General features: G+C 54.9%; 9 protein-coding genes. 3 read left to right on the top strand and 6 right to left on the bottom strand.

Translation table 11 applies throughout. The annotated features are described in order from the left end of the window. Nucleotides 1-40: 40 nt before the first annotated feature. Nucleotides 41-370 (top strand): zinc ribbon domain-containing protein, encoded by a 330-nt coding sequence (locus tag ACP5D4_RS09230; RefSeq protein WP_428011333.1) that lies wholly within the window; start codon nucleotides 41-43, stop codon nucleotides 368-370. Nucleotides 371-389: 19 nt separating this feature from the next. Here the strand turns inward: ACP5D4_RS09230 and ACP5D4_RS09225 are convergent, their stop codons facing one another. Next, nucleotides 390-1,781 (bottom strand): malic enzyme-like NAD(P)-binding protein, encoded by a 1,392-nt coding sequence (locus ACP5D4_RS09225; RefSeq protein ID WP_428011332.1) that lies wholly within the window; start codon nucleotides 1,779-1,781, stop codon nucleotides 390-392. Nucleotides 1,782-1,842: 61 nt separating this feature from the next. Further along, nucleotides 1,843-3,999, bottom strand: a complete 2,157-nt coding sequence (locus ACP5D4_RS09220) for an IMS domain-containing protein (protein WP_428011331.1) — start codon at nucleotides 3,997-3,999, stop codon at nucleotides 1,843-1,845. A gap of 645 nt (nucleotides 4,000-4,644) precedes the next feature. Here ACP5D4_RS09220 and ACP5D4_RS09215 point away from each other — a divergent pair. Together ACP5D4_RS09215 and ACP5D4_RS09210 are read left to right on the top strand one after the other, a co-directional pair. Then, nucleotides 4,645-5,016 carry a hypothetical protein gene (locus ACP5D4_RS09215; RefSeq protein WP_428011330.1) on the top strand — a complete coding sequence of 124 codons (372 nt, stop codon included), beginning with the start codon at nucleotides 4,645-4,647 and terminating at the stop codon, nucleotides 5,014-5,016. A gap of 58 nt (nucleotides 5,017-5,074) precedes the next feature. Continuing rightward, nucleotides 5,075-7,990 carry an adenylate/guanylate cyclase domain-containing protein gene (locus ACP5D4_RS09210; RefSeq protein ID WP_428011329.1) on the top strand — a complete coding sequence of 972 codons (2,916 nt, stop codon included), beginning with the start codon at nucleotides 5,075-5,077 and terminating at the stop codon, nucleotides 7,988-7,990. 72 nt (nucleotides 7,991-8,062) lie between these two features. Here the strand turns inward: ACP5D4_RS09210 and ACP5D4_RS09205 are convergent, their stop codons facing one another. The 4 genes from ACP5D4_RS09205 to rlmD all read right to left on the bottom strand — a co-directional run bounded on the left by ACP5D4_RS09205 (nucleotide 8,063) and on the right by rlmD (nucleotide 13,609). Continuing rightward, nucleotides 8,063-9,790 carry a succinate dehydrogenase/fumarate reductase flavoprotein subunit gene (locus ACP5D4_RS09205; protein WP_428011328.1) on the bottom strand — a complete coding sequence of 576 codons (1,728 nt, stop codon included), beginning with the start codon at nucleotides 9,788-9,790 and terminating at the stop codon, nucleotides 8,063-8,065. Nucleotides 9,791-10,018: 228 nt separating this feature from the next. Then, nucleotides 10,019-10,333, bottom strand: a complete 315-nt coding sequence (locus tag ACP5D4_RS09200) for a hypothetical protein (RefSeq protein WP_428011327.1) — start codon at nucleotides 10,331-10,333, stop codon at nucleotides 10,019-10,021. A 311-nt stretch (nucleotides 10,334-10,644) separates the two neighbouring features. Beyond that, complete coding sequence (tpiA, locus tag ACP5D4_RS09195; RefSeq protein ID WP_428011326.1) at nucleotides 10,645-11,373, bottom strand: triose-phosphate isomerase; 729 nt, start codon at nucleotides 11,371-11,373, stop codon at nucleotides 10,645-10,647. A 790-nt stretch (nucleotides 11,374-12,163) separates the two neighbouring features. Further along, the gene (gene rlmD, locus ACP5D4_RS09190) at nucleotides 12,164-13,609 is read right to left on the bottom strand and encodes a 23S rRNA (uracil(1939)-C(5))-methyltransferase RlmD (RefSeq protein WP_428011325.1); all 1,446 of its coding nucleotides are present in this window, start codon (nucleotides 13,607-13,609) and stop codon (nucleotides 12,164-12,166) included. Nucleotides 13,610-13,652: the final 43 nt, after the last annotated feature.

Genomic DNA, 13,652 nt, shown 5'->3' with positions numbered 1-13,652 from the left:
TTCTCTCCCATTCTCTACCACAGAACGGCTCAAAAATTTGATGCGTTTACCCTGTCAAACCTGCCCATCCTGTCTGGCTACGGTGAGTAAAGGGCTGGAAGTCAGAGAGCATCACTGTCCTGAATGCGGTTATCGAACGCATCGTGACCATGCAGCCGCAGAGATGGTTTTGCATCGTGGACTAGAGAACGTAGTAGCCCAGGGACTCTGGGGAACGGAAACAGCCTGTCAAGTCGAGCGAGCGGATGCCGAACCGAGTTCGGCATCATTCGAGTCGAGCGTCGGTCTGTCGGGGGTCTATGACCTAGATAAGTGGCGTGGGGCAGGAATACTCAAGAGCGATCTTGGGAAGCCCGCGCTGTACCCGTAGGGTCAGCGTCGGGAGGATGTCACCACTGCGCGACGCCTTCTTGACGCGCTGCTCGTTGTACTGCTGCTGAAACCGCTGTAGATACCCGTTCGTCGAACACCGAGGGAACGATATGCTCGCGATCGAGCTGGTTTGGCGAGACTAGGGAGGCGATCGCACTAGCCGCCTCCAAATACATACTCGTAGTCAAATTGGAAGCGCGACAGTTCAACGCCCCGCGAAACACCCCCGGAAACGCCAAAACGTTGTTAATCTGGTTGGCGTAGTCACTGCGTCCGGTGGCAATCACCGCCGCTTCGTTTTGAATGCTTTCCGGTTGAATCTCGGGAATCGGATTCGCCATGGCCATAACGATCGCATCGGAGGCCATGGTTTTCACCATCTCCACCGTCAACACCCCCGGAACGCTAACCCCCACGAAAACATCTGCCCCCTTCACCGCATCCGCCAGGGTTCCGCTCATGGAACTGGCAAACTCCTGTTTTTGCGGCGTCAAATTGTCCCGTTGCGTCGAAACAATCCCCCGCGAATCGCAGAGAACAATGTCCCCAACCCCCGCTTTTCGCAACAACCGCGCGATGGCCAAACCTGCAGCACCCGCCCCGTTCATGGCGATGCGAATCTCCGACATGGACTTATTCACCAGTTTCAGGGCATTAATCAACGCCGCCAACGTCACGATCGCCGTACCATGTTGGTCGTCGTGAAACACCGGAATATCCAGTTCTTCCCGCAGTCGCCGTTCCACTTCAAAACAGCGAGGGGCGGAAATATCCTCTAAATTCACCCCGCCGAACACGGGAGCGATATGTTTGACGGTGGCGACGATTTCATCGACATCCTGGGTATCCAGACAAATGGGAAAAGCGTCGATTCCGGCAAACTCTTTAAACAGCATGGCTTTCCCTTCCATCACCGGAAGCGCCCCGCCGGGACCGAGGTTGCCCAACCCCAACACCGCACTACCATCGCTGACGATGGCCACTGTGTTGCCTTTCATGGTGAGACTGTACACTAACTGCGGGTCGTCGGCGATCGCCCGACTGACGCGCCCCACGCCGGGAGTGTACGCCATGGCCAACTCCGCTTGGCTTTTGAGGGGTAAGCGACTTTGAATGTGGATTTTGCCGCCTCGGTGTAAATTGAAGGTTCGATCGTACACCTCGAGGACTTCCACCTCGTCGAGATTCTTCACCGCCTGAGTAATCTTTTCGGCGTGTTCCGTACTCGACGCATCCACGGTGATATCGCGAACGGAGGTTTTGCGGTTTTGTTCGACGAGATCGATTTGCCCCAAATTACCGCCGACGGAAGCGATCGACTGGACGACGCTGGCTAACATTCCGGCGCGGTTGGGCAAACGAAAACGCAAGGTCAAACTGTAGCTGGAGTTGGGGGTCAGTTCTACCATCTCTGTAAAAAATGCAGGGGTGAAAATCGTTAACTCACCATTATTGACGCAGAACCGCCGATTATTCCACTACCCAATCTTGAATTTTCCAGGTGCCGTTACTGCGTACCAGTTCGTACATCACGTTGAGATTGTCGTCCCGTTCCGTGGTGGGTTGTCCCCCTTCGTAAAGGGTCGCTTGCTCGCGCACCTGAGCCGCTGCTACGGCGCGATTCGGGTTTTCCGCGTCGGGGGTGACTTCGCCGATGTTCAGGTCGTGTTGGTACTCCCAATACCAGCCGTTTGTTTGCGCTCGTTCGGCTAAAGCTTGCCACTCGGTTAGGGCCGGCCCGGTCAGGATTTCTTGAATTTTGTCGATTTGGTGGTCGCTTCCCATGGCGTCCGCTTTCACGTCCAACCAGTTTTGAATCGTGGCGCGGGCGGTTTCCGTATCGATGGGGGCGTTGGCATCGGCGGCGGTTTCCCTCTTTTCGGGCAGTTCTACAGGAGCCTCGGCGATGCCGATATCTAAGCCGTTTTCGTCGATTTTCGGTTCCGAGAGTCCCAGCATCGCCGCCAAACCCCCCAGGATGCTGGTGAGGATAAAGCCCAACAGGGTCAGTCCCACCAGTCCTACGATGATGGCGATGACCAGGCGATCGATCTTGAGACCGCGCCGAGGCCGCCTGCTGCGCCGTCCGCTGCGTCTAGCGGAAGGCGGGGCGTCTTCGTCCAAACCGAAGGGATTGGTCAAGGGTAGATTGACGCCGCCGGGACTCCCGCCGCTGCTGGGGGAGGGTTGGGGCGTTCCGGTCACTTGCCAGGAGGGTGCGCTCGATCGTAGGGGTTGGGGAGACTGGAAACTGGAGGGCGCGGTGGCGGTGCGACGGGTTTCCGGGGCGGTGCGGACGGCGCCCACGGCGGTCGAATCCGGCGGGGGGAGTGCGGTTTGGGTGGCCGAGACCACCCACTGATTCGATTCTTCGGTTTCTGGGGGCAGGTTTTCTAAGTGGGTTTGAACTTGGGGATCGGCGAAATAGTCTTTGAGAGAAGCGGTTTGGTTGGCTAAGTCGCGAAAATGGGGAAAGACTTCTTCTTGTAGCCAGCGTTCGCCGTACAAGCAGAGTCCCGGGAGCAAGTCCGGGGAGCCTTGGGAGTTTTCGCGAATGAAGGTGATGGGGCTTTCTTCTTGGGAGAGTTCTAAGGCTCGCGTCGCCTGTTCTGTTTGTCCGAGAAGCAGGGCGCAAATGGCTTGTTCGAGATGAACGTCTTGGCGGCGTCCGAGTTGGATGAGGAGGAGTTTGGCGCGGTAAATGAGTCCCGGTTGCCGTTCGGCGAAACCTCTGCCGACGAGGGCGTATACGGCGAGATAGGTGGCCACGGCGGAGGGGCGGCGGGCTTCCATTTCAAACAGCAGTTGCTGTTCGGCGGCGGTCATGTATTGGCGCAGTTGTTGGACGAAGCGCAGGAAGTCATCGACATCGAGTCCGGAACGATCGTCGCCGGAACCGTCGATTCCGGAGCGTTCTTGAATCATGTCCCGCAGCAGTTGCAACCCCCGCTGGCGGGGGACGTCGCGATCGAGCGGCAACGAGAGCAGTTCGAGTACGCGGTAGGGACGGAGTTTGTAGAGGTCGGCTTGCATTTCTCCTCGCACTTGAGGGAAAAGTCCTTCTCGCAACAGCAGTGCTTGTCCGGCTTCGAGGCAGGAGGCGGCTCTTTCGTACTGGCTTTGTTGCCACTGCTCCCGTCCCATTTCTAGGTAGGCGACGGCTACGGTGAGGACGAAGTCCGCCCGTCTCACGGCTTCGGTTCCGGAGAGTTCGTCTTTGGGTCGGTGGACGAGGTGCGGACGCCCGAGTTTTAACACGAGTTCGTATTCGCCCAGTTCGAGGAAGATGGGTAAGGCGCCGACGAGCTGCTCGTCTTCGATGTCCAGGCTGGGGGTTTGGGCGTCCTCACGGGGCGCCCCCGTGCCGTTTTCGCTGGCGTCGGCCTCGGTTTCGTCTAGGTCGTAGGTTTTGGAGAGGAAGGTGGCGTCGTACCTGGCCCGTCCGTCTGGGTCTGAGAGGACTTCATAGGCTTCGTCGATCAGTTGTTTGCGGGCGCGAACGGCCATCTCGGAGTACTCCCGACGTGGCATTTGCCGGGAGCGATCGCGATAGGCTTGTTGAATCTGTTCGGCCGTCGCTTGAATCGGCAAGCCGAGAATTCGATAGTAGTCGAGTGGAATTAGCACGGCGCTCCACTTCCCCAAAGGTGAAACCGAGTCTAACCTATGGTATCTGACAACTGCGAGAATTGCGTACTGTTGGCAGGGGGGAGGGGGCGGTTTTTGGGAAATTCGATCGAATCTCGTCAAAATTTCGCGATCGACCTCAGAAATATTCCGACCGAAACGGCTGCGTTCGAGGACGAGAGACTCTGGCGATCTCGGTTTTTTTTGATTTCGCGATCGTCGATATTTTGACAGTTCGATCGCCGCTGCCAAAACACCGTTTTCTAATTTGAAAACAGCACTTTAATAGGGTTTAATCTTTCATTTTAACAGGATATTTTGTTTTTAGATACTGTTTTTTGTGTATTTTTATTTTCCATGGAAATGGAATTGAGGTTGAAAACAATGTTTCCTCAAAACTTTAGAGTCGATCGGGGGTGGGGAGTGGACAAAGTTCGCCGGTCACGCATCGACTCGAAGGGCAAAACATTGTCAAAATCAGAATAGAAATCGCTGGCTCGATCGCGGCCGAGGGAACTGGGTGCGATCGAGCCAGCGCGACCCCCTATGAATCGGGAAAATCCCCCGGAAACGGGTCGGTTTCGCCTGTATAACGATCGAAGATATCTACGATCGAGCATCAAATCACATCAGGGTAGACATCGCATGATGACCGTCAATAACAGCAAAACTCAGACGAACCGCCTTCTGGCGGACTGCAAACCCCTTCATACTTTGGCGTTATTTCGGGGATTTCGTCACCTCGGCGATCCCGCTTCACTGTTTACCGAAGACGCCGTCAAACCCTTCGTCAAACGCTTCTTCAAAGCGGGTTCGACCCGGTGGGAGGGGCGATCGTTGTTCTGGCGGTCTCAAGGATACCGTTACAATAGTGAATTAGAACGACATCGGATATTCGATCGAAACCGTTCGACAGGCTTATCAATCAGGGGAACTTCGCATCATCACCAAAAAACGCCGTTCGCTCCCGTCGAACGACGTTTTTTCAACGCCGGACGATCGCGTTGGACATCCTAGGGTGCAACCATCGGCAATTTGCCATCACGCCGCAATCGATCGCAAGCCAGGTACCACTATGACTTCCTCCCCCGTCGAGCGACGCTATCTCATGAGAGACGAAGACAACAGAACCGCAGAGAAACCCGACACAGACAAAACCAAAACCGAACTCATCGAAGAACTCGTCGCCCTCCGCCAGCGAGTCCAGCAGCTTGAAACCCAAACCGAACACCAAGCCTGCGGATACCTCAACGACGCTAACGCCAATCTCGAATCCCAACTCGAAGAACGCACCGCCGCCCTCATCGAAGCCAACGACCAACTCGTGGCGGAAATCGTCGAACGCAGCATGGCCGAAAACGCCCTGCGTTCGGCAAAAGAACAACTCGAAGCCGCCCTCGAAGCCGTTCCCGGGGTGGTGTCGTGGATTAGTTCCGACTTGCGCTATCTCGGCGTCAACCAACAGTTAGCAGCCATGTTCGGACTTCCCGCCGAACGGTTTATCGGCAAAGATATCGGCTTCATGCAAGCCAGTTCGGAATTTTACAACTTCATTCGCGGCTTTTTTGAAAGTCCCCAAACCGAAGCCACCTGCGAAGTGCGGACGGACGTGCGCGGACAGTTGCGGGATTTCCTCATCGTGGCGCAAAAATACGACGAAGGCCGCGCCGCCTTTACCATCGGTATCGACATCACCGAACGGCGAACAGCCGAAAACGAACTGCGATCGGCAAAAGACCAACTGCAAGCCATTCTTGAAGCGGTTCCGGGGATGGTGTCGTGGATTAGTGCCGACTTGCACTATCTCGGCGTCAACCGCCACCTGGCTAACACCTACAACCTCCCCGTCGAAGCCTTTATCGGACAAGATATCGGCTTTCTGCAAACCAGCGATCGCTTCGAGCAGTTTCTCAGAGAATTCTTCGCCAGTTCCGACACTGAAGCCTTACGAGAAATCACCGCCAAAGTCTACGGCGAATCCCACAGTTACCTCATCGCCGCCCGCAAATACGACGAAGGCCGCGCCGCCTTCACCGTCGGTATCGACATCACCGAACGCCACCGCGCCATCGAGGGTCTCAAAAACGCCGAAGCCAAATATCGCAACATCTTCGAGAACGCCGTCGAAGGTATTTACCAAATCGCTCCCGACGGACGCTATCTCAGCGCCAACCCCGCCCTGGCGAGAATTTACGGCTTCGATTCCCCCGAGGCGTTGGTGGCCAATCTCAGTTGTAACGATCGCCTGTTGTACCTCGATCGCGATCGACGCCACCAATTCATGGGACGCTTGAACGCAGAAGGGCGCGTCGTCGGCTTCGAGCAGCAAATCTACCGCAACGACGGATCGATCGTCTGGATTTCCGAAAACGCCCGCACCGTCCGCGACGAATACGGAACCCTCCTCTACTACGAAGGCACCGTCGAAGACATCACCGAACGCAAACGCGCTGAAGAAGCCCTCCAACAAGCCAACGAAGAACTCGAAACCCGCGTCGAAGAACGCACCGCCGCCCTCAAACAGTCCAACGATCGCCTGATGTTGGAAATCGGCGAACGCCAGCGCGTCGAAGCCGCCCTGCGGAAATCCGAAGCGGAACTGCGGGCGCTCTTTAGCGCCATGACGGACGTCATCACCGTCTTCGACGCCCAAGGACGCTTCGTCAAAATCGTCTCCACCAACTCCGAAGTCCTCTACAGTCCCACCGAAGAGCGCATCGGAAAAAGCGTTTACGAAGTCTTTCCCCCCACCCAAGCCAGCATTTTCATCCGTCACATCCAACGGGCGTTAAACACTGGAAAAACGGTGAACCTGGAATACAGCCTCACCGTCGAAGAACGGGAAACTGGCGCCCCCGTAGATGTTTGGTTTGCTGCGACGGTGTCTCCCCTTCCCGACAACTGCGCCATTTGGGTGGCGCGGAACATCACCGAACGCAAGCGAGTCTTAGACGCCCTGCGGGAAGCCGAAGAAAAATATCGCAGCATTTTCGAGAACGCCGCTGAAGGCATTTACCAAACCACGCCGGAAGGACGCATTGAAAGCGCCAACCCCGCCCTGGTGAAAATGTACGGCTACAACTCCTTAGAGGATTTGCAAGGGCATCTGACGGACGTAACCACCCAACTGTACGTCAATCCTCGCCGTCGGGCGGAGTTTGTAGCGGCGTTGGAGGAACGGGGGGCGGTGTCGGATTTCGAGTCTCAGGTGTATCGTAAAGACGGCAGCGTGATTTGGACTTCGGAAAACGCCCGCACGGTACGAGACGCACGGGGAAAGTTACTCTATTACGAAGGCACGGTGCAGGACATCACTAAACGCAAGGAAGCTGAAGAAGCGTTGCGGGCCGAACAGGAAAAGTCGGAAAGCCTGTTGCTTAACGTTTTACCGAGATCGATCGCCGAACAACTCAAGCAAGACCAAACTTGTATTGCGGAACGGTTTGAGGAAGCGACGATTTTGTTTGCCGATTTGGTGAACTTTACCAGTCTCTCAGCCCAGATGTCGCCGTCGAAATTGGTGGATTTACTCAACGAGATTTTTTCGACCTTCGATCAGTTTGCCTTGGCCTATCGGTTGGAGAAAATTAAAACCATCGGAGATGCCTATATGGTGGCGGCGGGATTGCCGATGCCCATGGAAGACCACGCTGAAGCGATCGCGGAAATGGCGTTGGAAATGCAGTGGGCGATCGGTCAGTTCAAGCAAGACAACGGCATTCCCTTTCAGTTGCGAATTGGCATCAACACCGGGCCCGTGGTGGCTGGGGTGATTGGTATTCGCAAGTTTGCTTACGACCTTTGGGGCGATACGGTCAATATTGCCAGTCGTATGGAATCTCAGGGACAGGTGGGCAAAATTCAAGTGACGGAAGCTACCTATTTGAAGTTAAAAGACCAGTACGTTCTCGAACCTCGGGGAATGGTGGATGTCAAAGGACGAGGCCAGATGAAAACCTATTGGTTGTGCGATCGCCAAAACGCCCTTTAGCCCAAAGTCATCAGAATCCCATCAGATCCCCGGCATCTTGAAGATGCCGGGGATCTCGCCGCCTCTCAACCCTTAATACTTCCGTTCCTGCGGCTCGAACATTCCCAAATTGACGGACATCGTAGCAATATCGATTCCCGCCGGAGAATAGTAGGCCAAGGTATGTTTGAGGAAATTACCGTCGTCGCGACTGGGGTAATCTTCCCGAAAATGCGCCCCGCGACTCTCGCGACGGTTCGCCGCCGAGGTGAGAATCGTTTTCGCCACCACCACGAGATTTCGCAATTCCAAGGCTTCGATAATCTCTGTATTCCACAAACTCCCGCGATCGCCCAAATACACCTGTTGCGCTTGCTGTTCGATTTCCTGCAATTTCGCCAACCCCTGCTCCATTAACGACTCGCTGCGGAACACGCCGCAATACTCCGTCATGCAGTCTTGCAAGGCTTGGCGAATCGGTTGAATGCGATACTCTCCCGATCGATCCAACAACCCCCGAACCTGTTGTTTCGCCTCTTCCAAATATTTCGCTTCGTCCACATCAGGAAGCTTGCGTTTTTGCACGTCTTGTGCTATAGACGCCCCCGTGATTTTCCCATACACCACACATTCGAGGAGGGAATTACTGCCCAAACGGTTCGCCCCGTGAACCGAGACGCAGGCACATTCCCCAGCCGCATAAAACCCTTCCACCAAACCCTCCGCACTGCTGCGAACCTGTCCCCGGACGTTCGTCGGAATGCCCCCCATTGAATAATGTGCTGTTGGACGCACGGGAATCGGTTCCTCGATGGCATCGACCCCCGCCAGACGATGGGCTTCTTCCCAACAGAAGGGAACCCGACTCATGATTTTTTCCCGCCCCATGTGGCGTAAATCCAAATGCACGAAGGGGCCGCCCGCGCTACCATCGGGATTGACACCGCGTCCTTGGCGAATTTCCGTGGCGATCGCCCGCGAGGTGATATCCCGAGGCGCCAGTTCCATACGACTGGGGGCGTAGTTTTCCATGAATCGATCGCCGTTAGCGTTGCGCAGATACGCCCCTTCCCCGCGCACCGCCTCAGAAATCAACACCCCGACGGGATACAGCCCCGTGGGATGAAACTGCACGAATTCCATATCTTCGAGGGGAACCCCTGCGATCGCCGCCATCGCCAACCCGTCCCCCGTCGAGGCGAAGTCATTGGAAGTCGTATTAAACGCACGTCCGTAACCCCCCGTGGCGAACATGACGGCTTTGGCGCGAACCACCTCGATTTGTCCGTCTTCGAGGCGATACATCACCACGCCTTTCGCTTCCCCCTCTTCGAGGATAGGGCGCATCACGTACCATTCATCGTAAATCGTGACGCCATAGCGACGCAGGTTGTTGACCAATTCGTGCAGGATGGCGTGTCCGGTTTTGTCGGCGGCGTAGCAGGTGCGGCGATAGGAATGGCCGCCGAAAGGCCGTTGGGCGATGCGTCCGTCTTCGAGGCGGGAAAACAGGACGCCCATATGTTCGAGATCGATAACGACATTGGGGGCTTCTTGAGTGAGGCGGGCCACGGCGTCTTGGTCCGCCAGATAGTCGGAACCCTTGACGGTATCGAAGGCGTGGGCTTCCCAGTTGTCCTCAGAATCGACGTTTTTCAGCGTTGCAGCGATGCCCCCTTGGGCGGCGACGGAGTGCGATCGAATCGGGTGCGTCTTCGCCACCACCGCAACGTTCAAACTGGGATCGGTGCGGGCAATTTCTACAGCAGCACGGCTTCCGGCGAGTCCGCCACCCACGATAATTACGTCGTGTTGGAACATGGTTTCTGGCAGAGATGATGGGATGATGGGATAATGGGATGATGAGATGAGGAGAAATCGAACGGTTTCCTCTCTGTTTGAGCTATTGTACCGCCCCTTTTCTAGTGAACAGTGGTAGGATGCTGTGACGCCGGCATGAAAAGATCGCCGAAATCCGGTCAATGGGATGTTACCACTTCACGCACCGACTCCCCATCATCTCCTCATCCCATCATCCCCTCATCTCCTTTACCCCGCCGCCTGTGCGGGGTTCTGGCTGGCGGAACGGTTGGCGCCGACTTTGGCTTTTTCTTCGGCGGGATCGACGGCGTTGACTTCGATGTGGTTGAGAAGCGTCGTGACGAAGGCGAACAGCAGAAATGGTAAAGATAAGACGACGATGAGTCCGACGGTCAGCAGGGCGTACATTTGACGGGCGGTACTCCACAGCGCCAGGGCTGAGGCTAAACTCAGGAAGATGACGATGAGCCAAATAATAATTTGACCGTAGATGTCGCCGAAGGTGAGGGTGCAGCGAAGACGATATTTTTCTAATTTTTCCATAAGGCAATATGACCGCGTGTCGTAGTTGTTTCTACGTTAAGCGGATTCTTTGTGGCGGCAAGGTTTCTTTAATATTTTTAAAGCCCTCGATCGACCTTTTGAGGGCAATACCACGAAAGAGCGGCGGTTTGGCGATTCGCGGTTTATATAACGTTACAAAGGGCGATCGATCTCGTTACAAACTGAGATGGAATTGAGCGCGATCGCCGGAAAACCCAGAAAAAAAATGAGAGACGCGGGTTGAAGCGTCTCTCAATATCCTTACCTTTGAAGGGGGGTTGGCTTAGGCTTTTTAGCTTCGGCTTTTTGGCTTAAGCGTTATAGTTGACGATTCGCGCGAAGCTGTCGGGTTCGAGACTCGCACCCCCCACGAGTGCGCCGTCGATTTCCGGTTGCGCCATAATTTCGTCAACGTTACCGGGTTTCACCGAACCGCCGTATTGAATGGGTACGTCAGCATTGGTGAGTTTCGATCGAATCAACCCAATGACGCGGTTAGCTTCTTTCGCTTCGCAGGTATCCCCGGTACCGATCGCCCAAATCGGTTCGTAGGCGATAATCAGATTGCTCTGATCCACATCGACGAGATCCTTTTCCAGTTGCGAGAAGATGTGAGCTTCCGTTTCTCCGGCATCCCGTTGCGCCTTAGTTTCCCCAACACAAAGAATCGGCGTCAAACCGCGAGCTTGCGCCGCTTTCAACCGTTTGTTGACAGTTTCGTCGGTTTCGCCGAAATACTCGCGACGTTCGCTGTGACCGATGACGACATAATCAACGCCGATTTCAGTCAACATCGGAGCGGAGACTTCGCCAGTGAACGCGCCGCTGTCTTCCCAGTGGACGTTTTGAGCGCCCAGTCTCACCCGTCCGCCGTGCAAGTTTTGTGATAGCGTTCCCAGCGCCGTGAAGGGAACGCACAAGATAACGTCTCGCTCGTCTGGGGTGTCTTCGACTTGCGGTAAGAACCCCTTTAAAAACTCCAGGGCTTCCGCCTGGGTTTTGTACATTTTCCAGTTACCAGCCAGAACGATTTTCCGCACGGGTGACAATGATACTCTCCACGACACGACAAAGCATCCTTTAGCTTAGCCCCACGGCCGCGTTACGTCAAACCCCGGTGAAGCTAGGGTTGACGGGCTTGGATGCGGTGTGAGTTTGGGGAATCTTGGCGGCTTCTTTTGGGGAAATTGGTGTTGTGAAAGGGGCGATCGATCTTCGAGTGAAAATATCGGTTCTTCTGATTTGACTCTGCCAAAATTGTCTCCGGCTTCGTTTAAGATCCTCGTTTAATATCCCCGGCATCTCCAAGATGCCGGGGATCTAGAGCGCAAGGGGTTCTAGAGGAACTGTTTTGACTGTACTGTTACGGACATCGATCGCCCTCCCGAACTGACTTGAATTTTAACCTTCAGTTTCCAACGCCAGCGACACCGGAAAACCGGGAAACTTTACGGATTACTGTTCTGTTTTGCTTGACACTCCCACGAATAGAATTCGTGGGATTCTTGGCTCAACGATCTGGCTTACACATTTGCCTCGGAAGTCAAATGCCCAGAGGCCAATATCTCCCCAAGCGTTCGCATCCTCCCAACCCCCCTTTGAAAGGGGGGCGAAGGGGGGATGCCTGTTTCGGTATGCCCTACCGTACAGTGGAGTGCCAAAAATTTGAGTCTCCGTGCTTGACGCTTGAAGTTTTTACCCACACGAGCTATTTTCCGCGCGGAACCGCCAAACTTCAGTTTTCAAGGTTCTCACTTTTCGGTGCCAGGTTTTTTGTGAGGTTAGCTACCTGTACCTCAATCCGGATTTTAGCATCGAAGCTTAAAAGCTTCAACGCGTTCGTCCCACGCTTAAAAGACGTGGGCTTTGCTCCCTCTTCTGTAAAAACGCGATCGCCTCAATATGCGCCGTTTGGGGAAACAAATCCACAGGCTGAATTCGATCGATATAGTACACCCCCGACTCGCACAATATCCCTAAATCCCTCGCCAACGTCGCCGGTTTGCAACTGACGTAAACAATACGATCGCTCTTCAGTCGTAACAACGCCTCCAATACCGCGCGATCGCATCCCTGACGCGGCGGATCGAGTAACACTAAATTCGGATTCAGTTTCCCTTCCCCTTGGAAAATCGGCGAATTCTCTCCCAACAACGACTCAACCCTACCTGCATAAAACTCCACATTTGTCAAGTCGTTCAATTGAGCGTTTTCTCGGGCTTGTCGGACAGAATCCTCGTGAATTTCCAAACCGATAACCCGACGCACCCGACGGGCTAACGGCAGCGAAAACGTGCCGATTCCAGAATACGCATCGATCGCCGTTTCCTCGCCGTTCCAATCCAACTCACGATCGATCTCCTGCCAAATCAACTCCGCCGCCTCAGTATTCACCTGAAAAAACGCCGTCGAACCCAACCGAAACCGCAACCCCGCGAACTCCTCCGTCAAAAACGACTCTCCGGCGATGCACTCGGTTTTCTCGCCAAAAATCCGATTCGTGCGTTTTCCGTTGATATTAACGCAAACTCCCACCAACTCCGGATATTGCCGCAACCAGGCTTTCGCTTGGTCTTCCAACCCCGGTAACTCCGTCGATCGCGCCACCAGCGTCAACAGCACCTCTCCCGTGCGCCGTCCCACGCGCAATCCCAGATGACGCACCTCGCCTTTATTAGTTTTCTCGTCGTAAACGTACCATTTCCGCTTCTGGATATCCTGTTTAATTTGCGCCAAAAACGGATCGAGGCGATCGTCCTGAACCGGACATTGATTCAAATTAACCAGCTTGTGAGTTCCCTTCTGGTAATACCCCACCCGAATTTGTTTCGTTTTCGATCGCTGAATCGGGTACGTCGCTTTATTGCGATATCCCAGAGATTCCCCCGTCGAGAGAACCTCGTTAACCCTCACGTTCTCCAGACCGCCAATCCGTTCGATCGCCTGCACCACCTGCTGGCGTTTCCCCTGCAACTGCGCCCCGTACTCAATATGTTGCCACTGACAACCGCCGCACTTATCTGCAACAATACAAGGCGGTCGCTGTCGGCTCGGTGACGGTTCGAGCAGTGCGAGGACTTTACCCCTGGCGTAGCGGGGCTTGACTCGCACCAAACGCACCAACGCGCGATCGCCAATGGCCGTATCGGGAACGAACACCACCCGCTGCTGCCAACGGCCGACGCCATCCCCACTATCGGCGAGATCCTCAATATCGAGGGCGATCGATTGCCCCTGTTGCCAAAGCGTGTTATCGGACGGCTGTATTGTTGACATTTATTTCGTTGAGAGTCGCAAAGTCGCTAAACTACCTATAGTA

The organism is Baaleninema sp. (assembly GCF_049974805.1).
In the GTDB taxonomy this organism is placed as follows: domain Bacteria; phylum Cyanobacteriota; class Cyanobacteriia; order Cyanobacteriales; family Geitlerinemataceae; genus Baaleninema.
Note: the sequence above shows the minus strand (reverse complement) of the source record. Positions and strands in the feature narration are given on the sequence as shown.